General features: G+C 59.6%; 22 protein-coding genes. 15 read left to right on the forward strand and 7 right to left on the reverse strand.

Annotation, left to right across the window (positions count from 1 at the left end):
* The first annotated feature begins 22 nt into the window (after positions 1 to 22).
* Positions 23 to 838: a hypothetical protein gene (locus Q7V03_RS17005; protein WP_304926783.1), complete on the forward strand. Its 816-nt coding sequence runs from the start codon at positions 23 to 25 to the stop codon at positions 836 to 838.
* Positions 835 to 1,569, forward strand: a complete 735-nt coding sequence (locus Q7V03_RS17010) for an FkbM family methyltransferase (protein ID WP_304926784.1) — start codon at positions 835 to 837, stop codon at positions 1,567 to 1,569. The genes Q7V03_RS17005 and Q7V03_RS17010 overlap by 4 nt, the downstream gene beginning before the upstream one ends.
* 114 nt (positions 1,570 to 1,683) lie before the next feature.
* Here the strand turns inward: Q7V03_RS17010 and rnhA are convergent, their stop codons facing one another.
* The 4 genes from rnhA to Q7V03_RS17030 all read right to left on the reverse strand — a co-directional run bounded on the left by rnhA (position 1,684) and on the right by Q7V03_RS17030 (position 4,442).
* Positions 1,684 to 2,145, reverse strand: coding sequence for a ribonuclease HI (gene rnhA, locus Q7V03_RS17015; protein WP_304926785.1), 462 nt, complete (start codon positions 2,143 to 2,145; stop codon positions 1,684 to 1,686).
* Between the two features lie 42 nt (positions 2,146 to 2,187).
* The gene (locus tag Q7V03_RS17020; RefSeq protein WP_304926786.1) at positions 2,188 to 2,637 is read right to left on the reverse strand and encodes a DUF3429 domain-containing protein; all 450 of its coding nucleotides are present in this window, start codon (positions 2,635 to 2,637) and stop codon (positions 2,188 to 2,190) included.
* Positions 2,634 to 3,584: a 4-hydroxy-3-methylbut-2-enyl diphosphate reductase gene (ispH, locus tag Q7V03_RS17025; RefSeq protein ID WP_304926787.1), complete on the reverse strand. Its 951-nt coding sequence runs from the start codon at positions 3,582 to 3,584 to the stop codon at positions 2,634 to 2,636. The genes Q7V03_RS17020 and ispH overlap by 4 nt, the downstream gene beginning before the upstream one ends.
* 285 nt (positions 3,585 to 3,869) lie before the next feature.
* Positions 3,870 to 4,442, reverse strand: a complete 573-nt coding sequence (locus Q7V03_RS17030; RefSeq protein ID WP_304926788.1) for an NYN domain-containing protein — start codon at positions 4,440 to 4,442, stop codon at positions 3,870 to 3,872.
* 141 nt (positions 4,443 to 4,583) lie between these two features.
* On the opposite strand from Q7V03_RS17030, the gene folK reads away from it, so the two are divergent.
* The 10 genes from folK (at position 4,584) to Q7V03_RS17080 (ending at position 12,664) form a co-directional block, all read left to right on the forward strand.
* A complete protein-coding gene (gene folK, locus Q7V03_RS17035) occupies positions 4,584 to 5,165 on the forward strand; it encodes a 2-amino-4-hydroxy-6-hydroxymethyldihydropteridine diphosphokinase (RefSeq protein WP_304926789.1) in 582 nt (193 codons plus the stop codon).
* A 90-nt stretch (positions 5,166 to 5,255) separates the two neighbouring features.
* Positions 5,256 to 5,609 carry a DNA-directed RNA polymerase subunit omega gene (rpoZ, locus tag Q7V03_RS17040; protein WP_304926790.1) on the forward strand — a complete coding sequence of 118 codons (354 nt, stop codon included), beginning with the start codon at positions 5,256 to 5,258 and terminating at the stop codon, positions 5,607 to 5,609.
* Positions 5,610 to 5,639: 30 nt separating this feature from the next.
* Positions 5,640 to 7,757: a bifunctional (p)ppGpp synthetase/guanosine-3',5'-bis(diphosphate) 3'-pyrophosphohydrolase gene (locus Q7V03_RS17045; protein ID WP_304926791.1), complete on the forward strand. Its 2,118-nt coding sequence runs from the start codon at positions 5,640 to 5,642 to the stop codon at positions 7,755 to 7,757.
* Between the two features lie 54 nt (positions 7,758 to 7,811).
* The gene (locus Q7V03_RS17050) at positions 7,812 to 8,528 is read left to right on the forward strand and encodes a DUF2062 domain-containing protein (protein ID WP_304926792.1); all 717 of its coding nucleotides are present in this window, start codon (positions 7,812 to 7,814) and stop codon (positions 8,526 to 8,528) included.
* Between the two features lie 44 nt (positions 8,529 to 8,572).
* The gene (locus tag Q7V03_RS17055) at positions 8,573 to 9,322 is read left to right on the forward strand and encodes a pyridoxine 5'-phosphate synthase (protein ID WP_304926793.1); all 750 of its coding nucleotides are present in this window, start codon (positions 8,573 to 8,575) and stop codon (positions 9,320 to 9,322) included.
* Between the two features lies 1 nt (position 9,323).
* Entirely contained in the window at positions 9,324 to 9,737 is a 414-nt protein-coding gene (gene acpS / locus Q7V03_RS17060; protein ID WP_304926794.1) for a holo-ACP synthase, read from the forward strand.
* A gap of 53 nt (positions 9,738 to 9,790) precedes the next feature.
* Complete coding sequence (gene lepB / locus Q7V03_RS17065; RefSeq protein ID WP_304926795.1) at positions 9,791 to 10,570, forward strand: signal peptidase I; 780 nt, start codon at positions 9,791 to 9,793, stop codon at positions 10,568 to 10,570.
* The gene (gene rnc / locus Q7V03_RS17070; RefSeq protein ID WP_304926796.1) at positions 10,567 to 11,256 is read left to right on the forward strand and encodes a ribonuclease III; all 690 of its coding nucleotides are present in this window, start codon (positions 10,567 to 10,569) and stop codon (positions 11,254 to 11,256) included. The genes lepB and rnc overlap by 4 nt, the downstream gene beginning before the upstream one ends.
* Positions 11,257 to 11,278: 22 nt before the next feature.
* Positions 11,279 to 12,202, forward strand: a complete 924-nt coding sequence (era, locus tag Q7V03_RS17075; protein WP_304926813.1) for a GTPase Era — start codon at positions 11,279 to 11,281, stop codon at positions 12,200 to 12,202.
* Positions 12,203 to 12,328: 126 nt separating this feature from the next.
* The gene (locus tag Q7V03_RS17080) at positions 12,329 to 12,664 is read left to right on the forward strand and encodes a DUF1491 family protein (RefSeq protein ID WP_304926797.1); all 336 of its coding nucleotides are present in this window, start codon (positions 12,329 to 12,331) and stop codon (positions 12,662 to 12,664) included.
* On the opposite strand, the gene Q7V03_RS17085 is transcribed toward Q7V03_RS17080, so the two are convergent.
* Entirely contained in the window at positions 12,643 to 13,239 is a 597-nt protein-coding gene (locus Q7V03_RS17085; RefSeq protein WP_304926798.1) for a Pr6Pr family membrane protein, read from the reverse strand. The two genes, Q7V03_RS17080 and Q7V03_RS17085, sit on opposite strands and share 22 nt — an antisense overlap.
* Before the next feature lie 72 nt (positions 13,240 to 13,311).
* Between Q7V03_RS17085 and recO the strand changes: the two genes are divergently transcribed.
* Together recO and Q7V03_RS17095 are read left to right on the forward strand one after the other, a co-directional pair.
* The gene (gene recO / locus Q7V03_RS17090) at positions 13,312 to 14,028 is read left to right on the forward strand and encodes a DNA repair protein RecO (RefSeq protein WP_304926799.1); all 717 of its coding nucleotides are present in this window, start codon (positions 13,312 to 13,314) and stop codon (positions 14,026 to 14,028) included.
* A gap of 68 nt (positions 14,029 to 14,096) precedes the next feature.
* Positions 14,097 to 15,314 (forward strand): MFS transporter, encoded by a 1,218-nt coding sequence (locus Q7V03_RS17095; RefSeq protein WP_304926800.1) that lies wholly within the window; start codon positions 14,097 to 14,099, stop codon positions 15,312 to 15,314.
* A 129-nt stretch (positions 15,315 to 15,443) separates the two neighbouring features.
* Here the strand turns inward: Q7V03_RS17095 and Q7V03_RS17100 are convergent, their stop codons facing one another.
* Positions 15,444 to 17,096 (reverse strand): acyl-CoA dehydrogenase family protein, encoded by a 1,653-nt coding sequence (locus tag Q7V03_RS17100; protein ID WP_304926801.1) that lies wholly within the window; start codon positions 17,094 to 17,096, stop codon positions 15,444 to 15,446.
* Positions 17,097 to 17,264: 168 nt separating this feature from the next.
* Here Q7V03_RS17100 and Q7V03_RS17105 point away from each other — a divergent pair, with 168 nt between their 5' ends.
* Positions 17,265 to 18,035 carry a sulfite exporter TauE/SafE family protein gene (locus tag Q7V03_RS17105; protein WP_304926802.1) on the forward strand — a complete coding sequence of 257 codons (771 nt, stop codon included), beginning with the start codon at positions 17,265 to 17,267 and terminating at the stop codon, positions 18,033 to 18,035.
* Between the two features lie 178 nt (positions 18,036 to 18,213).
* On the opposite strand, the gene Q7V03_RS17110 is transcribed toward Q7V03_RS17105, so the two are convergent.
* Positions 18,214 to 19,812 (reverse strand): phosphoenolpyruvate carboxykinase, encoded by a 1,599-nt coding sequence (locus Q7V03_RS17110; RefSeq protein WP_304926803.1) that lies wholly within the window; start codon positions 19,810 to 19,812, stop codon positions 18,214 to 18,216.
* Positions 19,813 to 20,043 lie beyond the last annotated feature (231 nt).

Below are 20,043 nucleotides of genomic sequence, written 5' to 3' on the forward strand. Positions count from 1 at the left end.
CGAAACAAACGAGGCAGTACCCATGTCTACCCCCGTTCGCAGACCCGTCGCCTCGCTTTGGATCGGCGACAAGCTGCATTATCTGAACCAGCTTTGCCTGCTCAGCCATGTCGCACAGGGCCATCCGACCACGCTGTATTGCACCGACAAGGTGACGAATGTGCCCGATGGTATCACCGTCAAACCCGCCACCGACATTATGGCGATTGATATGGATATCGTGCGGCAGACTTCGGAAAGCTTTTTGTCCAACGTGTTTCGCTACAAGATGATCGAGAAAACCGATGCGGTCTGGATTGATTGTGATGCGTTTTGCCACAAACCTTTCCCGGATGAGATGCAAAATATCTATGCAGGTCATGGCTTTAGAGGGGCGTTGAACTGTGGCGTTGTCTATATTCCGCCGCAGGGAGAGCTGATCAAGCAGTTGCTGGATTATTATGAAAACCTGCCCGATGCCCCGGCTTGGTTCAACAAGCAGCAACGCAAGCGGATCGAAAAGCAAGACAGCAGCCTGCCGCAAGCTGTGCGGATTTATAACGCCGAGCGCACCGCGTTTGGCCCGCAGGCCTTCACCTATTTCGCGCAACAGACCGGTGATTTTGAAAAGGCGCTGAGTTCGGATTACCTCTATCCAGTGCCGTTCCAGTTGAACGACGTGTTCTACGACCCCTATGGTCGGGTTGAGGGACATTTCACCGACAATACCCTGTCGGTGCATCTGTATACCAACGGTACCAAACCCTATTGGCGCAAAAATCCACCGATGCCCAACTCTTACGCTGCACGGATGTGCGCACAGATTGGCGTTGACGCGTCTAAGGCGCTAGAGGAATGACCGAGACGGATCAGGCGCTAGAGCCGCAGATCAAGAAGGGCAAAAAAGACAAATTCGTCAAAGCTTTACCCACGACCCCTGATGAGATTGAGGCACTGATCCGCCGCCAAAAGCGCAACCAGCGCAAGGCTTGGGCGGAAGGCTATATGACGGCAATCACCGCGATGTTGCGGCCCGGCGATCTGGTGATGGATTGCGGCGCCAATATGGGGGTGGTGACCGAACTGCTGGCCGCCACCGGGGCGGATGTGCTGGCCTATGAGCCTGATCCTTATGCGTTTTCCATTCTTGAACAAAAGTTCGCAAATGCCCCGAACGTCACTTTGGTCAATGCCGCCGTGGGGGTGGGGACAGGCACCATTCGCCTGATGCGGGCCGATAATTTTGGCGACAATCCTGACGGGGCCTCGGTCAAAAGCACCATTCTGGATGGCGGGCGGCGGATTGATGCGGAAAACGCGGTCGAGGTGACCTTGCTTGATTTCCCGACGCTGGTGCGCGAGCATGTAGCCACGCGTGGCGAGATCGCTTTTATCAAGATGGATATTGAGGGCGCAGAACTCGACATCCTCGAAGCGCTTGATCGTGAAGATTTGTTCACAAACATCCGCGCGCTGGTGGCGGAAACCCATGAGCGCAAGTTCAAGGACCTGCGCGACCGCTACAAAGCCCTGCGCGAGGTGGTGGCAGCGAAATATCCGGCGGGGAAAGTCAATCTCGACTGGATATAGCCGCAGTCGGCGCGCTGGCGTTAGATCGCACAATGATTGCAAGGTATTAGGCGGTATATGCAACCGGATCGGCGGTCCGCCGATGTGCGCGCCCCGTTTCCCGATCTGCCAGAGCTACAGTTTCGCCGGCTTGAACGGCGCCATCCCGGCCCGCGCCAGCTCATCCGCGCGCTCATTTTCGGCATGTCCGGCATGGCCCTTAATCCAGCGCCAGACCACCTTGTGCTTGGCTTGGGCCAGATCAAGCCGTTGCCACAGATCCACATTTTTCACCGGATCTTTGCCAGAGGTCTTCCAGCCGTTGCGTTTCCAGCCGTGAATCCACTCGGTGACACCGTTTTTCACATAGGCAGAATCGGTCACAATCGTCAGCTCTGACACCCGCGTCAAAGCCTCCAAAGCCGAGATCGCCGCCAGCAATTCCATCCGATTGTTGGTGGTATGCGCCTCACCGCCCGACAGTGTGCGTTCCTTCACCACAGCGCCATCTTCGCGCGCCAGCATCAAAACACCCCAGCCGCCGGGGCCAGGATTGCCCGAGCAGGCACCATCCGTATAGGCAAAAAGTTCGGTCATCTTGGCTCCTTTGCGCCGATTTAGGCCGGCTTGCCGTCAAGGTCAACCAAAGGTGACCACGGCCAGGCTTGTCACGACCGCCACCGTCAGCATGACGCGAAACGGCAGCCACCACATTGGCGCAAGCTTGTGGTGGCAGAACAGCCAATCTAGCCCCAGCAGGCCGATGAACCCCAGACCGAGGTAAATTGCAGATGATGTCGGTCCGTCGCCTATCAGAAAAAATACCCACAGCGCCGGGATCACCGAAACCGCATAGAAAACCCAAACACTGTGCTGCGCGCGGGTGGCAAACCCCCACAGCACACCCGCCATGAAGGCAAGAATGATCGACCCATACGACAGCAGTACAAACGGTGCTACAAAACGCGGGCCGAGAATGGACATCGTCAAATCAAACGCGGTAGGGCTGACAAAGGTCGCAACGCCCCAGAAAAACGGCAGCAAGCCTGACAGCCCCAACAGCATCACTGCGAGCGGAACGGCCCTCATAGCGTCTCGCGCAAGATCCGCGGCACTTTGAATTCGATGTTTTCTTGTGCGGTTTCAACCAGTTCCACGCGCGTGTCAAACCGGGCGCGGAAGGCGTCGATCACCTCATTGACCAAGACTTCCGGCGCAGATGCTCCCGCGGTTACCCCCACCGAAGTCACACCTTCCAACGCCCGCCAGTCAATCTCAGACGCGCGCTGCACCAGTTGCGCATAGGCACAGCCCGCTGAACGGCCAACCTCGACCAATCTGCGCGAGTTTGACGAGTTCGGCGCGCCGATCACCAGAAGGGCTTCGATCTTGCCCGCAATCGCCTTCACCGCTGCTTGCCTGTTGGTGGTGGCGTAACAGATGTCTTCCTTATGCGGCCCGACAATGGCCGGAAACCGCGCCTGCAAGGCCGCCACAATCTCTGCCGTGTCATCGACCGACAGCGTGGTCTGGGTGATATAGGCCAACCGCGCCGGATCGCGCACCATCAACCCGGCGACATCCGCGGCGGTTTCCACCAGCAGAACCTCGCCCACGGGCAGTTGTCCCATCGTGCCAATGGTTTCCGGGTGGCCTTGATGGCCGATCATCACCATTTGCAAACCCGCCTCGGAATGCCGCTGCGCCTCATTATGCACCTTGGTCACCAGCGGGCAGGTGGCATCCACCGCGATCATCTGGCGGGCTTGTGCTGCCGCAGGCACCGATTTTGGCACGCCGTGTGCCGAGAAGATCACCGGGCGGTCAACCGGGCAGTCGTCCAACTCCTCGACAAACACCGCGCCTTGCGCCCGCAACGCATCGACGACGAATTTGTTATGTACGATTTCATGCCGCACATAGACCGGCGCGCCCCATTTTTGCAGCGCCAGTTCGACAATCTTGATCGCCCGGTCGACACCGGCGCAAAAGCCGCGCGGGGCGGCGAGATAGAGGGTCAGCGGTGGCAGGGTCATCGGGCTTCTCATGTTTGGCCTAGACCTAAGCTGCCACGCGGGCCTCGTCTAGTCTTGCGGTTCAAAGTAATACGGCCCCGCCGCAAGATCGCGCAGATGTTGGGCGATCCGGGCAGCCCCAGATCCTTCCCGCTTTAACCGCAGATCGGCCGGCTTCAATGAAAGAACCAGCGCTCCAGCAGCCCGCCCTCGAAATCCCGGCTTGGGCGCCAAGCGAAAGCCGAGGCAGTTTCCCGCCTCGGCTTTTCATCCAGCGCAGCAAAGGTCTGCTGCACTTCCGTCATTTTACTTTACGTCAACAGCCGCTTCGTCACGCTCAAGCCGAGGCTCACGCGGCGGGCGGCCGATCACGTCGCGCAACTCGTCCAGCTCGATGAAATTGTCGGCCTGACGGCGCAACTCATCCGCAATCATCGGCGGTTGGCTGCGGATGGTCGAGACCACCGAAACCCGTACGCCTTGACGCTGCAGACTTTCCACCAGCGGCCGGAAATCGCCGTCGCCCGAGAAGATCACCACATGATCGACCCGCGGCGCCAGTTCCATCGCATCGACGGCAAGCTCGATGTCCATGTTGCCTTTGACTTTGCGGCGGCCTTGGCTGTCGGTGTATTCCTTGGCCGGTTTGGTGACCATGGTGAAGCCGTTGTAGTTCAACCAGTCGACCAGCGGGCGGATCGGCGAATAATCGTCATTCTCCAGCAGGGCGGTATAATAGAAAGCACGCAGAAGTTTGCCACGCCGCATGAACTCTTGACGCAGCAACTTGTAGTCGATGTCAAACCCAAGTGCCTTTGCGGCCGCATACAGGTTCGAGCCATCAATGAACAGCGCAAGCCGTTCGTCCTTGTAAAACATAGTCTTCCCCTCGAAAAATCTGTCCGGTAACCGCGCTTTTTTGAATTGACTACCAATGTAGATAAGGCGACGGCAATGGATGTGAATAGCAGTGCGGCGGATACTCGATCAAGCCAATCTATCGATAGGATACCAGCAAAAATGGTTGCTTTAAAGCACGCTCTGGTTGCATTTGGCGCCAATCTGAATTTCGGCGAGTTGTCGCCAAAGTCAACAATTCTTGCCGCTATAGCGGAACTTGATCGCGTGGGGTTGCCAGTGACGCGACTAAGTACCCTGTATCAAACGCCATGTTTCCCCGCTGGGGCAGGGCCGGACTATGTGAACGCCGCCGCGCTCGTGACGTTGCGTCACGCGATGCCTGCATCCGATATATTAGCTTGTTTGCACATAGTGGAGGCAAGATTCGGACGTGAGCGCGTGCAGCGTTGGGGGATGCGCAGTCTTGATATTGATCTTCTGGCCTTGGGCGAATCAGTGTTGCCTGACCGTGCCACCTATCTGAAATGGAAAAATCTTCTGCCAGACGATCAACGCAGCCTTGCGCCCGACCAGCTGATCCTGCCGCATCCGCGTCTGGCCGAGCGCGCTTTCGTTCTGGTGCCGCTTGCCGATGTTGCCGCCGATTGGCAGCATCCTGTCACTGGCCTGACCGTGGCGCAGATGCTGGCAGCGCTTCCGGCGAAAGATCGTGCCGAAGTCATCGCCCTGCCTTCAGATTGATCTGGGCATTTGCTTGATTATCCCCTTGTCAAGCCGCAGCATCGCGCCTAAATAGACCGCTTCACAGCCCCTCCCCTACTGGAGTCTTTCATGGCCCGCGTGACGGTTGAAGATTGCGTCGATAAAGTTCCGAACCGGTTCGAACTTGTCCTGCTTGCGGCCCATCGGGCCCGCGAAATCCAGGCCGGCTCTGCCGCGACTGTAGATCGTGACAACGATAAGAATCCGGTGGTGGCCTTGCGCGAAATCGCCGAGGAAACCCAACTGGCGGATGCCTTGCGTGAGCGGATGATTGAAGGTCACCAGACCCAGATCGAAGTTGACGAGCCAGAAGAAGATCAGATGGCTCTGCTGATGTCGGGTGAAGTTGATCGCCCGATGCAGGATGACATGTCGGAAGAAAAGCTGCTGCGCGCCCTCATGGAAGCGCAAGGCGAGCTTTAATTACGGGAATTCCCGAATTGCGGGGCGGTGATGATTGACGTTGAAGACCTCATCGCCCTGGTTAAAAACTACAATCCACGTTGCAATTCTGAACTGATCCGCCGGGCTTATGCCTACGGTGCAGCGATGCATGAAGGTCAGATGCGCAAATCGGGTGAGCCGTACTTCACCCATCCCGTCGCAGTCGCTGCCATCCTCACCGAACAGCAGTTGGATGATGCCACCATTATCACGGCGCTTTTGCACGACACCATTGAAGACACCAAATCCACCTATGCCGAGGTTGCCAAGCTGTTTGGCGAGGAAGTGGCAGAGTTGGTCGATGGCGTCACCAAACTGACCAACCTGCAACTTTCCAACACCGAATCGCAGCAGGCCGAGAACTTCCGCAAGCTGTTCCTGGCGATGTCGAAAGACTTGCGGGTGATCTTGGTCAAGCTGGCCGATCGTCTGCACAACATGCGCACCATCAAATCGATGAACCCGGAAAAACAGGCCAAAAAGGCCCGGGAAACCATGGAAATCTATGCACCCTTGGCAGGACGCATGGGTATGCAGTGGATGCGCGAAGAACTCGAAGACCTGTCGTTCCGGGTGCTGAACCCGGAAGCCCGCAATTCGATCATCCGACGTTTCCTGACCTTGCAACGCGAATCCGGCGATGTGGTGCATCAGATCACCGCGGACATCCACGCCGAGTTGGATAAGGTGCAGATCGACGCTGATGTTTACGGTCGCGCCAAAAAGCCCTATTCGATTTGGCGCAAGATGCAGGAGAAAGACCTCGCATTCTCCCGCCTCTCCGACATCTACGGCTTCCGCGTCATCTGCGCGTCGGTCGCCGATTGCTACCGTATTTTGGGCGTGATCCACCAACGTTGGCGCGCGGTCCCCGGTCGCTTCAAAGACTACCTCAGCCAACCAAAATCCAACGGCTACCGCTCTATCCACACCACGGTGTCGGGCCGCGATGGCAAAAGGGTCGAGGTGCAAATCCGCACCCGTGAGATGCACGAAGTCAACGAGGCCGGCGTCGCAGCGCACTGGTCTTACCGCGAAGGCGTGCGCGCCACGAACCCGTTTGCCGTCGATCCCGCCAAATGGATCGCCGCGATGACCGAGCGGCTGGACGAGGGCGATCACGACGAATTTCTTGAAAACGTCAAACTGGAAATGTATTCCGATCAGGTGTTCTGCTTCACCCCGAAGGGCGATGTGGTGCAACTGCCGCGTGGCGCGACGCCCTTGGATTACGCCTATTCGATCCACACCCGCATCGGCAATTCCTGTGTGTCTGCCAAAGTCGACGGCATCCGCGTGCCGTTGTGGACGCGGCTGAAAAACGGCCAGTCGGTAGAGATTATCACCGCCGAAGGCCAGCGCCCGCAGGCCAGTTGGATCGACATTGTCACCACCGGCCGCGCCAAGGCCGCGATTCGCAAATCTCTGCGCGAAGAAGATCGCGGCCGTTTTGTGCGCCTTGGTCAAGAACTTGCCCGCGCCGCCTTTGAACATGTTGGCAAAAAGGCCACAGACAAAGCCCTGCGCACCGCCGCCAAAATGCTGGGCATGCCGGATGAAGCCGAACTTTTGGCTGCTCTCGGTTCTGCTGAACTGACCGCCCGCAAAGTGGTCGAAACCCTCTACCCCGAACTGGTGCAACGCGGCGCGGATGAGGTCGAACCCGCCCGCGCCGTGATCGGTATGCCCGATGATCAAACCTTCCGACGCGCCCTGTGCTGTCAGCCTTTGCCCGGCGAGCGTATCGTTGGCATCACCTATCGCGGCCAAGGTCTGTTGATCCACGCGATTGACTGCCCGGCTTTGGAAGAGTTCGAAGAACAGCCAAACCGCTGGGTTGATCTGCAATGGCACGCGGGCCGTCATGCCCCCGTCAACACCGTTGCGCTGGATGTCGCCATATCCAACGACCAAGGCGTTTTGGGTCGGATCTGCACCTTGATTGGCGAGCAGAAAGCCAACATATCCGATCTGCGGTTTATCGAACGCAAACCGGATTTTTACAGACTTATCATCGACGTGGACTTGCGTGACGTGGAACACTTGCACATGGTGATGACGGCGCTGGAAGCCGAAACCGATGTCGCACAAGTGTCGCGGCATCGTGATATGACACGCAAGCCTTAACGGAATTTCCGGCAAGGAATACGCCTTAGGGCAGGAAGGAAGCGGGGCCGCTCTATGGTTTTCAAACGTCGGCAACCGCTGGGATGGCTCGCTTGGATGCGCGAGATGGTCTACCCGAAGGGTGGGTTCAAACGCGCGACCCGCTATGTCATCCACCGGATGAGCCGTCTGCCCGACGACCCCCACCGCATTGCGCGCGGTATTTTCGCGGGCTTTCTTGTGGGATTTCTGCCCCTTCCGTTTCTGCAATTCGTTGCCGCTTGGGCCGCCGCCCGGCTGGTGCGCGGCAACCTGTTTGCGGCTTTGCTTGGCACCTTCAACACCAATCCGCTGACCACGCCGTTTTTCGCGGTGTTTGCTATGTCTTTGGGCCACTGGATCATGGGCGTAGAAGGAACTTTGACCTTTGACGCGATCATTGATGCTTTCGGTTCCGCCGGAGTTGATCTGTGGCGTAACTTCTGGGCCATCTTCACTCCGGCAACGATGCATTGGGGCGGCCTGATCCGGTTTTGGCACGAGATTTATCTGCCCTATTTCATCGGCGCTTTGCTGCCCGGGACCATCATCTCGGCGGTGGCCTATTACCTGACCATCCCTTTGGTGACGACCTACCAAAAAGCCCGCGCCGCTAAGACCGATGATCGCCGCGAGCGGCGCCACCGTCTGAAAGTCGCCGTCGCCGAGGCGAAAAACCGTCTGCTGCACCGCGGCGACAAAGACGCCGAAAACAGCGCCGGCGAAGATGACAGCAGCGCAGGTGCAAAGTAACATTGCCGCGCTACATCTGATCAAAACCACAAAGGACGAATGCGATGGCACATTTCGGGCGGCAACGGCTTGGCATCAACATTGATCACGTCGCCACCGTGCGCAATGCCCGTGGCTCTGTCTGGCCTGACCCTCTGCGCGCCGCCCTGATCGCCGAAGCTGCCGGCGCCGATGGCATCACCGCCCATTTGCGCGAAGACCGCCGCCACATCCGTGACGCCGATATGGCGGCGCTTGCCGCAGGCCTTGGCATCCCGCTCAACTTTGAATGCGCCGCCACCGACGAGATGGCAGCGATTATCCTGCATCTGAAACCGCATGCCGTCTGCCTTGTGCCGGAAAACCGCGCCGAGCGCACCACCGAAGGCGGCCTTGATGTGGCCATCGACGCCAACCGCCTGACCGATTTCATCACCCCGCTGCGCGCAGCAGGCTGCCGGGTGTCGATGTTCATCGGCCACGCCCCGTCGCAAATCGAAGCCTCTGCCCGCATCGGTGCCGCTGTGGTTGAACTCCACACCGGTCACTACTCCGACCTGCACGCGGAAGGCCGCATCGTCGAGGCGGCAGCAGAACTCGACGCCCTGCGCAAAGGTGCGGCCTTCGCCCACAGCCTTGGCCTGGAAGTCCACGCGGGCCACGGTCTGACCTACGACAACGTCACCCCCATCGCCGCCATCCCGGAAGTGGCCGAGCTGAACATCGGCCATTTCCTGATCGGCGAGGCGATCTATGTCGGGCTTGAAGCCGCTATCAAGGAAATGCGCCGCCTGATGGATGCGGCGCGCGCCTGACATGATCCTCGGCATCGGCTCTGACCTCTGCAATATCGAAAGGATCGAGGCCGCTCTCGCCCGCCATGGCGACCGTTTCCGCAACCGGGTCTTCACCGAAGCTGAGCAGAAAAAGGCCGAAAGCCGCCCTCGCGTCGTCGCCGCCACCTACGCCAAACGCTGGGCGGCGAAAGAGGCGTGCTCAAAAGCATTGGGAACCGGCTTGCGCATGGGCATCTCTTGGAAAGATATGGCGGTGTCGAACCTGCGCACCGGCCAACCCGTGATGCACCTCACCGGCTGGGCCGCCGAACGCCTCGCCCAAATGACTCCGCCCGATCATCACGCGATCATTCACGTCACTTTGACCGACGATCACCCTTGGGCGCAGGCTTTCGTGGTGATCGAGGCCCGCCCTGGCCCCACGCCAACTTGACTCCCGCCCCCCCGGCGCGCATGTAGCGGCAAATCTGAAGGAAGACGTACACCATGGCGAAAACCGATAGCGGCATTGTCGAGACGATCAAAACCGTCGTCTACGCATTGCTGATCGCAGGCGCTTTCCGCACCCTGCTGTTCCAGCCGTTCTGGATTCCCTCGGAATCAATGAAAGACACCCTGCTGGTGGGCGATTTCGTCTTCGTTAACAAAATGGCCTACGGCTATTCAAAATACTCCTGTCCCTTCGCTTTGTGCCCCATCTCTGGCCGCATTTTCGCGTCCGAACCCGAGCGCGGCGACGTGGTGGTGTTCCGCCATCCCGTCAACGGCTCTGATTTCGTCAAACGTCTGATCGGCCTGCCGGGCGACAAGATTCAGATGAAACAGGGCGTGCCCTACATCAACGGCGCGGTCGTCCCGCAAACCCCCGATGGCACCTTTGAAGAAGTGATGGAGCCGCAAGGCCCAATGAAGTCCCGCCCGCGCTGCGCCAATGGTGCTGTCGGCGATGGCGCGATCTGCAAGAAAGATCGCTTCCGCGAAACCCTGCCGAACGGTGTTGTGCATGATGTGCTGAACATCGAAAACGATGGCTACGCCGACAACACAGACGTGTTCACCGTGCCCGCAGACGCGTATTTCTTCATGGGCGACAACCGTGACAACAGCCAAGACAGCCGCTTTGCCCAAGCCGTCGGCGGCGTCGGCTTCGTGCCTGTCGAAAACCTGATCGGCCGTGCCGACCGCATCATCTTCTCCTCGGCTGGCACCTCAATGCTGTTCTTCTGGACATGGCGTTCGGACCGCTTCTTCAAGGCGGTGGAGTGAAGCTCGCAGCCGATCTCAAAGCCTTCGAGGCGCGCATCGGGCATACGTTCCGCCAGCCAGATCTGCTGCTGCGCGCCGTCACCCACGCCTCGATTTCGTCTACCACCCGGCCCGATAACCAACGCCTTGAATTCCTTGGCGATCGTGTCTTGGGTCTGGTGATGGCCGAGGCCCTTCTGGGGGCCGACATGGCCGCGTCCGAAGGTCAGCTCGCCCCCCGTTTCAACGCTTTGGTGCGCAAAGAGGCCTGCGCCGAAGTCGCGCGAGAGGTCGGTTTGGGCGATGTGCTGAAACTCGGCCGCTCGGAAATGCTGTCTGGCGGCCGCCGCAAAGAGGCGCTTTTGGGCGATGCGATGGAAGCGGTGATTGCTGCCGTCTACCAAGACGGCGGCTTTGATGCCGCGCGCTCCCTGATCCTGCGGCTTTGGGCCGCGCGGATCGGTGCTGTCGAACAAGACGCGCGTGACCCGAAAACCTCGCTGCAAGAATGGGCGCAAGCCCGCGCCATGCCGCCACCAATTTACACCGAACAGGGCCGCGAAGGCCCAGACCACCAGCCGATCTTCACCGTTGAAGTCCGACTGGAAAGTGGCGAGGCTGAATTTGCCCGCGCCGGATCGAAACGTGTGGCCGAACAAGCCGCAGCCCGCGCCCTTCTGGCCCGGATGGAGACTTCTGATGATTGAAGACAGCAAACTCACTGGCCGGATGCCCGACGGCCCTGGCACCCGCGCGGGCTTTGTGGCGCTGATTGGCGAACCGAACGCGGGCAAATCGACCCTGCTGAACCGCATGGTCGGCGCGAAAGTGTCCATCGTGACGCATAAAGTGCAAACCACCCGCACCCGTATTCGCGGCGTGGCGATGGAGGGCGTGGCGCAGATCGTGTTCGTCGACACCCCCGGCCTGTTCCGCCCGCGCCGCCGCTTGGATCGCGCCATGGTCAAAGCCGCTTGGGGCGGGGCTGCCGATGCCGATCTGATCGTGCTGCTGATCGAAGCGAACCGCGGCCTGACCGAAGGGGTCGCCACCATCATCGACCGCATGAAAGACCAAATCCCGCAGGGCCAAGCCGTGGCTTTGGCGATCAACAAGATCGACAAGGTCAAGGCCGAAGTGCTTTTGGCTTTGGCCGAGAAGATGAACGAAGCTTTCCCGTTTGCGAAAACCTTCATGATCTCGGCGGAAAAAGGCTATGGTGTCAAAGACTTGCGCGAATGGCTGGGCGAGCAGATCCCCGATGGCCCGTGGTTCTACCCCGAAGACCAGATCGCCGATCTGCCGATGCGGATGATCGCCTCGGAAATGACCCGCGAAAAGCTGACTTTGCGACTGCACGAAGAACTGCCGTATCAACTGACGGTGGAGACTGAGAAATGGGAAGACAAACCTGACGGCAGCACCCGGATCGACCAGATCATCTATGTCAGCCGCGACGGCCACAAAGGCATCGTGCTGGGCAACAAAGGTGAGACGATCAAAAGCATCGGCCAAGCCGCCCGCGCCGATATCTCGGAATTCCTCGGTCGCACCGTGCATCTGTTCTTGCAGGTGAAAGTGCGGGAAAACTGGCAGGATGAGCCCGAGCGCTATTCCGAAATGGGTCTGGATTTCAAAGACGGCGAGGCATGAGGCCAAGCGGAATTTTAAGCAAAATTCCGGCCCGAAATTTGTCGCAAATTTCGGTTTCGTCATATGAAAGCGCGTGCCGGTTGAACTGTCGATCCCTCCGGGGGGAGTATTTCAGAAAGAGCAACGATGAGTGCGCGTCTCACCTCTGATCTCTGGGTGTCTGCCTATCTGACCCGACTGCGGCTGGCGGATATTCCGGTCTATGTCACCGCCAAGGGCGACCCCACGGCAGGCGCGGTTCTGGTGAAAGTCGCCCTGCTGAACGGCCAAGCCCGCGCTTATCAACGCTCGTTCGATCTTCTGGCGGATACCCGCGTCTGGGTGGTTCTCGCGGATGGTCCCGAGCCCGAGGTGGATGCGCTGCTATCGCGCCAGCGCAGCCGCGATCCTGATCTTTGGGTGATTGAACTGGAGGATCGCCAAGGCCGTACCCTGCTGGATCAGCCGGGTTTGGCCGAGTGAAGGAAGCGCGCCAAGGCCGCGATGGCCAGGCCAAGCACCACCAGCGCCACCACCAGCGCCCCGATGTTGCGCGCCACATGCGCCCAACCCAAGGCGTCCGCGTTTAGAAACGGATAGGCCCAAGCCCCCGTCTGTTGCCCCCGGATCAGCGCATAAGCCGTATAGATCACGGGCCAGATCAGCCACTGTGGCACATCCGACCAGCGCACATGTTTCGGTGCAAACGCCAGCCACCACGCGCCAAAGCCCAAAGGCATCACCGTGTGCAGCCCCAGATCGGCCCACCAGCCAACACCTTTGGTCGGAAATTGGTTGCCCAGCAGCGCGTGATACAGAATTCCCACCGTGGTAATCGCCACCAACAACCCCGCCGCGCGCGCGGCTGAAATTTGCCAGCCCTTGGTGATTGCCAGCAGATGCGCCACCAGCAAGGCATTGGTCAGAATGGTGAAATAAGCGGCCATCGCCCAAATTCTGTCCACGGCCAAGCTCAGCCCGGTCAGCGCATCAAACTGCGCGCGCAGGGCGGCTAGTCCGACAAGGGCAAGGGCAAAGGCGGTCAATCTGGCCAACATATGCGCAATCTGCCGTAAAACTCTGCAATGGCAAGCCTTGCTCTGCCGTGACGCTGCGTCGATACTGGGGATATGGAATGGCGCGATCAGGGGGCGGTGATTTCGGTGCGGCCGCATGGCGAGACATCGGCGATCATCGAGGTGTTCACCCATGCGCATGGGCGTCATGCGGGCGTGGTGCGTGGCGGTGCCTCGCGCCGGATGGCGGCGGTGTTGCAACCAGGATCTCAGGTCGATGTGGTCTGGCAGGCGCGGCTGTCTGAACAGATCGGCAGTTTCAAGGTTGAACCCTTGCGCAGCCGGGCGGGCGTGCTGACGGATCGCTTGAACCTTGCGGGCCTGAATGCGGTCTGCGCCATGCTGCACACCGCTTTGCCCGACCGCGAGCCACATCCAGCACTTTACGCCCGTTCCATCGCCTTGCTGGATGCGCTGCAAACCCCGGGCTGGCCGCCGGATTATCTGCGCTGGGAGCTAAACCTGCTAGAGGAACTCGGCTTTGCCCTTGATTTCAGCCAATGCGCCATCACCGGCAGCCGCGAAGATCTTGCCTATGTCAGCCCGAAAACCGGCCGCGCGGTGAACCGGGATGCGGCGGGCGACTGGGCGGGGCGGCTGTTGCCTTTGCCGCCGGTTTTGCTGGGGCAGGGGCCTGCCAGCCCGGTTGAAATCGCCCAAGGTCTTGCCCTGACCGGGCATTTCCTCAACCGCGCTTTGGAACCTACATTGAACGGCAAACCGCTGCCCGAAGCCCGTGCACGGTTATTAGCCATCTTGGCGCAACAATAGTCGCGGACAGCCTAACCGCCGTCGCCAGCGGCACAGACCCACAGCCGCGATACAAGCCAAATATCACCATGGCCCTGCGGTATCAGTCTTTGGAGTTGAAACACTCCTCCAGCCCAAAACTCCAGCATTTCGCTTTGCTTGCGGGGCTAGAGGCTGCGGTGCGCGGCATGCTGATTTCGACCATTCCGATCGCGGTCTATGATGCGTTTGGCTCGGCGCAAAACCTGTCCACCGTCTATCTGACCGCAGGCATCATCACTTTGTTCTGGGGCCTGATGGTGCCGCGCCTGACGCAAATCTGGCCGCGCCGCTGGGTCTATTCGGCGGGCTGCGTGTTCTATCTGGTTTCGATGGTGCTGTTCGTGCTGGGCACGCAATGGTCGGTGCAATTGGGCATCTTGATCATGTCGATGGCCACCGTCACCTGCTTTGTCTGCTTCAACGCCTATGTGCTGGATTATGTGCCGCGCGCCGATCTCGGCCGCACCCAAAGCCTGCAAATGGTCTATGCCGCAGCGCCTTGGGCGATTGGCCCGATGAGCGGCGTTTACATGCGCGCGCTGTGGGCCCCCTTACCGTTCATCGTGGCGGCTGTGTTTGCGGTGATCCTGTTCGGGGTGTTCTGGTATCTGCGCCTCGGGTCCGGCAAACAGATCGCCCGCGCCAAAGGCCCCGCTGTCAATCCGCTGGCCTATTTGGGCCGCTTCTTCCGCCAACCGAGGCTGATCGCCGGCTGGCTGTTCGCGGTGATCCGCAGCTGTGGCTGGTGGGTCTATGTGGTCTATGTCCCGGTGTACTGTATTGAATCCGGCTTGGGCGACAAACTCGGCGGCTTCATGCTGTCAGTCTCCAACGCCACCTTGCTGCTGTCGCCGTTCATGGCCGCGTGGGTGCGCCGCCGCTCGGTCCGGGTCGCCCTGCGCCGCACCTTGGCCTATTGCGCCATTCTGTTTTGCGCCGCCACAATCCTCGCATTCGCCCCCACGCTGACCATCGCCTGCCTTTTTCTCGGCTCATTCGGCCTTGTCATGCTCGACGTTGTCGGCGGTTTGCCCTTCATGATGTCCGTCAAACCGTCCGAGCGCGCCGAGATGGCCGCCGTCTATTCCAGCTTCCGCGATGTCTCTGGCATCGCCACCCCCGCCATGGCGTGGCTGGTGCTCTGGGTCGCACCGTTGAACTTCATCTTTGCCGCCTCAGGGCTGGCTTTCGGGGCGGCTTACGTCATCGCAGGCAAGTTACATCCCCGCCTCGGCAACCTGCGCCCATCACGCGGCCGGCTCTAAGTCGATTTCTCTGATCCGCCCTTCTACCACAACATGTTGTGGAAAGTGGCCATGATTTTGAAAAATTCTACAAGTCATTCCCCGCGGGGAAGAATTTTTGTGCCCCGGACGACGCCCTTTCCCCCCGCTCTAATCCAGCAATCGCCGCGCAATCACCTGCGCCTGAATTTCCGCCGCGCCCTCAAAGATATTCAAGATTCGCGCATCGCACAGGATGCGGCTGATCTGATACTCCAAGGCAAAGCCATTGCCGCCATGGATCTGCAACGCATTATCCGCGCTCGCCCAAGCCACCCGTGCGCCCAGCAGCTTCGCCATCCCCGCCTCCAGATCGCAACGTTTGCCGTGATCCTTCTGCCATGCGCTGTAATAGGTCAGCTGCCGGGTGATCATCACCTCGACCGCCATCATCGCCAGCTTCCCCGCCACGCGCGGGAATTCGATCAGCGCCTTGCCAAACTGCTTGCGGTCCGTGGCATAAGCCATGCCCACTTCCAAAGCGTTCTGCGCCACCCCGATCGCCCGCGCCGCCGTCTGAATCCGCGCACTTTCAAACGTCTGCATCAACTGCTTGAAGCCTTGCCCCGGCACCCCGCCCAAAAGGTTCTCGGATGCCACCTTAAAGCCGTCAAACGCCAGCTCATATTCCTTCATGCCGCGATAGCCCAAGACCGCAATCTCGCCCCCGGTCATCCCCGGCGTCGGAAACGGCTCTGCATCGGTTCCCGGCAGCTTTTCGGCCAGAAACATCGACAGGCCGCGATAATCGGTTGTCTCTGCATCCGTCCGCGCCAACAACGTCATCACCTGAGTCCGCGCCGCATGGGTGATCCAAGTCTTATTCCCGGTGACCTCCCAAGCCCCATCCACCGCAACCGCCCGCGTCCGCAAAGACCCCAGATCGCTGCCAGTGTTGGGCTCGGTAAACACTGCCGTCGGCAAAATCTCGCCCGAGGCAAGCTTCGGCAACCACTGCGCCTTCTGCGCCTCGGTGCCGCCGCACAAGATCAACTCCGCAGCAATTTCTGTGCGGGTCGCCAAAGACCCAACCCCAATATACCCCCGCGACAATTCCTCAGACACCACCACCATCGAGGCTTTCGACAGACCAAAGCCGCCAAACTCCTCGGGGATCGTCAGCCCGAACACCCCCATCTCGGCCAAAGCCGCAATGATCTCCATCGGGATCAATTCATCGCGCAGATGCCAGCCATGCGCATGGGGCACCACTTTTTCATCGGCAAAGCGGCGGAACTGATCGCGGATCATCTCCAACTCATCATCCAGTCCCGTGACCCCAAACGTCGCCCGGCCGTGATTGTCACGCATCAACGCCACCAAGTGCATCCGCGCCGCAGGACTATTGCCCTCGGCCATCAACACGGCGGCCGCAGCCCCCGGTACCGCAGAAATCCCCAAATCCCCCAGCCGCGCCATCTCGCCCTGCGACATTGGAATCCCGCCATAGATCTGGCTCAGATACTCGCCAAAGCCGATCTGCAGGATCAACCCCTCCATCTCGCCAAACTTGCCGTCGTCCGACAGCCGTCCCGCCCAAGCCCGCAACTGCCGCAGGCTTTCGGTATAGGTCGCCAGCCAAGCCAATGAATGCGCCGCAAACTGATGCTGCTCCAACCCCACGGCCGACACCTTGCCGCTGACCGTCACCAGCCCGCGCAGAACCTCGCGCCCGCGCTCAAACAGCGCCTCCACCTCCGGCAAAGCCTCAGCTGTCACCCCCAGCAGATCGGTCATCACACCAGAGTTCTGATCAAACGCCATCACCGCAATCCTCGTATGCTGCATCTGCGAAAGAGGTAAGCCCTTCGCGGTTTCAGCGCAACAATAATTCGCCAGAAGTCTACATACAGATCTAAAATGTCGCACTCGATTTCAACGTGCGGCCCGCTACGGCCTGCAGTAGACCATGGCTTACAAGGAGAAAGCCACATGGAACACCTTATGGCGGGCCTGACGCCGCAGGCTTTTATCGCCGCGCTGCTGATCACCTTGATTGCGGGCTTTGTCAAAGGTGCTGTCGGCTTTGCCATGCCGATGATTATGATCTCTGCCTTCTCCAGCTTTCTGCCGCCCGAAACCGCGCTGGCCGGGTTGATCCTGCCCACCCTAATCTCCAACCTCAGCCAAGCCTTTCGTCAAGGCGTGGCCCCCGCCTGGCAAACCGTGATCACCTACCGCCGGATGCTGATTGCCACCGTGGCCTTCATCGTGATTTCCGCCCAATTCGTCCGCGTGATCCCGCAAGACCTGTTCCTGCTGCTGCTGGGTCTGCCGATCACCATCTTCGCTGCGCTGCAATTGGCAGGCGTTGGCCTCGGCCTGCGTCTGGAACATCGCAGCCGCGCCGAATGGATTCTGGGGGCAATCGGCGGCCTCTACGGTGGCATCTCTGGCGTCTGGGGCCCGCCCCTGCTGGTCTACCTGTTGTCCATCAAAGCCGACAAGTTGGAAACCGTCCGGGTGCAAGGCGTCGTATTCCTGATCGGGGCTGCGGTTTTGCTAGTCGCCCACCTGCACTCGGGTGTGATGACCGCCAGCACGATAAGCTTCTCCGCTGTGCTGGTGCTGCCCGCGATGATCGGCCAAACTCTGGGCGTCGCCATCCAAGACCGCCTCGATCAGTCGAAATTCCGCCGCTGGACGCAAATTCTGCTGGTGCTCACCGGCCTCAACCTGATGCGCCGGGCCGTTGGCTTGTAATCTCTAAAACTTATCTAAAATTTGCTTTCATACTGGCTCAAATGTTCCAAAGGGGTCTGGGGGTGTGAAACCCCCAGCCTTAGTCTGCAAGCCAAACCTTAACAGATCCTTATCGACGACCCGTAAGCCCTTGAAATCAAAACATCCGAAAAAGGTCCCAACGCGGGACCCTCCGGTTTCATCCAATCGCCGCCGCCTTCACATCGGCATCAATGAACGGCACATATTGCGCGAAATTATCGGCAAACATCCCCACCAGCCTCGCAGCCTGCGCATCATAAGCCGCTTTGTCGGTCCACGTCGCGCGCGGGTCCAGCAGGGTCGCATCCACCCCCGCCACTGCCACCGGAACCTCAAAGCCAAAGTTAGGATCGCGGCGGAATTCCCCCGCGCCAAGCGAGCCATCCAAGGCCGCCGTCAACAAAGCCCGCGTCGCCTTGATCGGCATCCGCTTGCCCTCACCAAACTTGCCCCCGGTCCAGCCGGTATTCACCAGCCAGCAAGACGCGCCAAACTTCGCAATCTTCGCCTGCAACAGCTTGCCATACACTTCCGGCCTGCGTGGCATGAACGGCGCGCCGAAACAGGTCGAGAACGTCGGCGTCGGCTCGACTATCCCGCGCTCGGTTCCCGGGGTCTTCGACGTAAACCCCGACAAGAAATGATACATCGCCTGCGCCGGGGTCAGCCGAGCGATCGGCGGCAGCACACCGTAAGCATCGCAGGTCAGCATGATCACATGCTTGGGATGTCCGCCCATTCCGGTCTCGGATGCGTTCGAGATATACTCCAACGGATACGCACAGCGCATGTTTTGCGTCAGGCTGTCGTCTTCGAAATCCAACTCCAGCGTTTCCGGATCGAACACCATATTCTCCACCACAGTGCCAAAGCGCGAGGTGGTGCCGTAAATCTCCGGCTCGGCTTCTGCCGACAAGTTGATCGTCTTGGCATAGCAGCCGCCTTCAAAGTTGAAGGTGCCGCGATCCGACCAGCCGTGTTCATCATCGCCGATCAAAATCCGCGACGGGTCCGCCGAAAGCGTGGTCTTGCCGGTGCCAGAAAGCCCAAAGAACACCGCCGAATCCACCGGATTGCCAATCGCATGGTTGGCCGAGCAATGCATCGGCATCACGCCTTTTTCCGGCAACAGGTAGTTCAGCAGCGTGAACACCGCTTTCTTATTCTCGCCCGCATAAGCGGTGTTGGCGATCAGGATCAACTTGCGCTCGAAGTTCAGCGCGATCACCGTAGAGGTCCGGCAGCCGTGCAGTTTAGGGTCAGCCTCGAACGACGGGCAGTTGATCACTGTCCATTCCGGCACAAATGTGTCCAACTCCGCCCGCTCCGGCCTGCGCAACATGTGGCGGATGAACAACCCGTGCCAGGCCAGTTCCGTCACCATCCGCACATCCAGGCGGTAGACCGGGTCGGCCCCGCCGAACAGATCCTGCACGAAATACTCGCGCCCCTGCATATGCGCCAACATATCCGTGTACAGCCGATCAAACGCCTCGGGCGCCATGGCTGCGTTGTTTTCCCACCAGATCGAATCCTCGACCCCGGCGGTGCGGACCACGAATTTATCCTTCGGCGAACGGCCGGTAAACTGCCCGGTGGTGCACAAAAACGCCCCGCCCTTGCCCAGTTTGCCTTCGCCGCGGGCCACGGCCGCTTCGACCAATGCAGGCTCGATAGAGTTATAATAGACGCGCCCCAGCCCGCTGATGCCTTGATCTTCCAACCGGTGCGATGGGTTCACGCGTCCTATAGTCATCCTGCAAGCTCCCGTTCCCGCCAATCGAAGGCGGTATAGTTTCCAACCCGTAATGCCCAAAGCCTGAGCATTTCTGCGAAAACCCAAGATTTGGGTCTCATTCTTCCGCTATAACATACGGATTTTGCACGGAATAGGACGCGAGGGCACAGTTAGCGCAACCAAATTCGGGTTAGCGCAACCAAAATGGAGCCGATAGGAAAACTGCGTCATATTAGTCATTCATTTGGA

Source organism: Cypionkella sp. (assembly GCF_030652235.1).
GTDB lineage: Bacteria > Pseudomonadota > Alphaproteobacteria > Rhodobacterales > Rhodobacteraceae > Cypionkella.

Excerpts from the sequence above, each read along its gene's own strand:
- lepB (WP_304926795.1), top strand. The coding sequence starts at position 9,791 with ATGGCGAAAACCGATAGCGGCATTGTCGAGACGATCAAAACCGTCGTC.
- Q7V03_RS17055 (WP_304926793.1), top strand. The coding sequence starts at position 8,573 with ATGGCACATTTCGGGCGGCAACGGCTTGGCATCAACATTGATCACGTC.
- folK (WP_304926789.1), top strand. The coding sequence starts at position 4,584 with ATGGTTGCTTTAAAGCACGCTCTGGTTGCATTTGGCGCCAATCTGAAT.
- Q7V03_RS17105 (WP_304926802.1), top strand. The coding sequence starts at position 17,265 with ATGGAACACCTTATGGCGGGCCTGACGCCGCAGGCTTTTATCGCCGCG.
- Q7V03_RS17005 (WP_304926783.1), top strand. The coding sequence starts at position 23 with ATGTCTACCCCCGTTCGCAGACCCGTCGCCTCGCTTTGGATCGGCGAC.
- rnhA (WP_304926785.1), bottom strand. The coding sequence starts at position 2,145 with ATGACCGAACTTTTTGCCTATACGGATGGTGCCTGCTCGGGCAATCCT.
- Q7V03_RS17110 (WP_304926803.1), bottom strand. The coding sequence starts at position 19,812 with ATGACTATAGGACGCGTGAACCCATCGCACCGGTTGGAAGATCAAGGC.
- Q7V03_RS17095 (WP_304926800.1), top strand. The coding sequence starts at position 14,097 with ATGGCCCTGCGGTATCAGTCTTTGGAGTTGAAACACTCCTCCAGCCCA.
- Q7V03_RS17010 (WP_304926784.1), top strand. The coding sequence starts at position 835 with ATGACCGAGACGGATCAGGCGCTAGAGCCGCAGATCAAGAAGGGCAAA.
- recO (WP_304926799.1), top strand. The coding sequence starts at position 13,312 with ATGGAATGGCGCGATCAGGGGGCGGTGATTTCGGTGCGGCCGCATGGC.
- acpS (WP_304926794.1), top strand. The coding sequence starts at position 9,324 with ATGATCCTCGGCATCGGCTCTGACCTCTGCAATATCGAAAGGATCGAG.
- Q7V03_RS17080 (WP_304926797.1), top strand. The coding sequence starts at position 12,329 with ATGAGTGCGCGTCTCACCTCTGATCTCTGGGTGTCTGCCTATCTGACC.
- era (WP_304926813.1), top strand. The coding sequence starts at position 11,279 with ATGCCCGACGGCCCTGGCACCCGCGCGGGCTTTGTGGCGCTGATTGGC.
- ispH (WP_304926787.1), bottom strand. The coding sequence starts at position 3,584 with ATGACCCTGCCACCGCTGACCCTCTATCTCGCCGCCCCGCGCGGCTTT.
- Q7V03_RS17030 (WP_304926788.1), bottom strand. The coding sequence starts at position 4,442 with ATGTTTTACAAGGACGAACGGCTTGCGCTGTTCATTGATGGCTCGAAC.
- Q7V03_RS17085 (WP_304926798.1), bottom strand. The coding sequence starts at position 13,239 with ATGTTGGCCAGATTGACCGCCTTTGCCCTTGCCCTTGTCGGACTAGCC.
- Q7V03_RS17020 (WP_304926786.1), bottom strand. The coding sequence starts at position 2,637 with ATGAGGGCCGTTCCGCTCGCAGTGATGCTGTTGGGGCTGTCAGGCTTG.
- Q7V03_RS17045 (WP_304926791.1), top strand. The coding sequence starts at position 5,640 with ATGATTGACGTTGAAGACCTCATCGCCCTGGTTAAAAACTACAATCCA.
- rpoZ (WP_304926790.1), top strand. The coding sequence starts at position 5,256 with ATGGCCCGCGTGACGGTTGAAGATTGCGTCGATAAAGTTCCGAACCGG.
- Q7V03_RS17100 (WP_304926801.1), bottom strand. The coding sequence starts at position 17,096 with ATGGCGTTTGATCAGAACTCTGGTGTGATGACCGATCTGCTGGGGGTG.
- Q7V03_RS17050 (WP_304926792.1), top strand. The coding sequence starts at position 7,812 with ATGGTTTTCAAACGTCGGCAACCGCTGGGATGGCTCGCTTGGATGCGC.